We start from the raw sequence: 1316 nt of genomic DNA, 5'->3' as shown, positions 1-1316 counted from the left end.
CGGCCGGCCCGGACCGGGGGCCTGCTGGACGCCCTCGACGCGCGGCTGCCCTTCACCCTGACCCCCGGCTAGCAGGAGGTCGGCGATCGGATCGCCGCGGACCTCGACTCCGCCGCCCCCCATGAGCCGGCTGCTCCAGGGCGACGTCGGCGCCGGCAAGACCCTCGTGGCGCTGCGCGCCATGCTCCAGGTGGTCGACGCCGGGGGACAGGCCGCGCTCGTCGCCCCCACCGAGGTCCTCGCCCAGCAGCACCACCGCAACCTCCTAGCCCTGATGGGTGAGCTCGCCGAGGCCGGGACCCTCGCCGCGGCGGACGGACCGGCCACCGAGGTCGTGCTGTTCACCGGCTCCCAGCGCACCGCCGAGCGTCGCCAGGCCCTGCTCAAGCTCGCCTCCGGCGAGGCGGGCATCGCCGTGGGCACCCACGCCCTGCTCTCGGACCGCGTCGGGTTCTTCGACCTCGGCCTCGCCGTGGTGGACGAGCAGCACCGCTTCGGCGTGGACCAGCGCCAGGCGCTGCGCGAGGCCAACCCGGGCACCCACCTGCTGGTGATGTCCGCCACCCCCATCCCGCGCTCGGTGGCCATGACCGTCTTCGGAGACCTGGACCTCACCGTCCTGCGCGGCCTGCCGCGTGGCCGTCAGCCGGTCGCCACGCACGTGGCCCGCATGGCGCACGGCCCCCGCATCATCGCCCGGGTGTGGGAGCTAATCGCCGAACACGTCGCCGCCGGCAACCAGGCCTTCGTCGTGTGCCCGCGCATCGACCCGGACCCCGAGGACCCAGCGCACGCCAACGTGGAGGAGATGGTCCGCCGCCTGGAGCACCTGCCCGCCTTGGCCGGGGTCCGGCTGGACATGGTCCACGGCCGCATGGACCAGGCCGAGCAGGAGGACGCCATGCGCGCCTTCGCCGCCCGGGAGACGGACGTCCTCGTGGCCACCACCGTGGTGGAGGTCGGCGTGGACGTCCCGAACGCGACCGTTATGGCCGTGCTCGACGCCGAGGACTTCGGGCTCTCGACCCTCCACCAGCTGCGCGGTCGCGTCGGCCGAGGCACCGACCCGGCGGTCTGCCTGCTGGTCACCCGGCTGCCCGACGGCCACCCGTCCCTGGACCGGCTCCAGGTCCTCGAGCGGACCGACGACGGCATGCTCATCGCCCAGGAGGACCTCCGCAGCCGGGGTGTCGGCGACGTCCTCGGCGCCGCCCAGTCCGGCATGCAGTCAGGCCTGGCCCACCTGGACGTCGTGGCCGACGCCGGGCTCGTCGCCCTGGCCGCCGACGAGGTCGCCGCGGCGCTGGCCGGACACG

At 75.0% G+C, this 1316-nt stretch carries 1 protein-coding gene; it reads left to right on the top strand.

Annotation, left to right across the window (positions count from 1 at the left end):
* Window positions 1–121 precede the first annotated feature (121 nt).
* Window positions 122–1316 (top strand): ATP-dependent DNA helicase RecG (locus AC2W7A_RS12525; protein WP_485991624.1); only part of this gene is annotated, 1195 nt, incomplete at its 3' end.

The sequence above is a fragment of the Micrococcus sp. LASM2_SD2 genome (assembly GCF_057364565.1).
The sequence above is the reverse complement of the archived record's forward strand: the minus strand, read 5'-3'. Positions and strand labels throughout refer to the sequence as shown.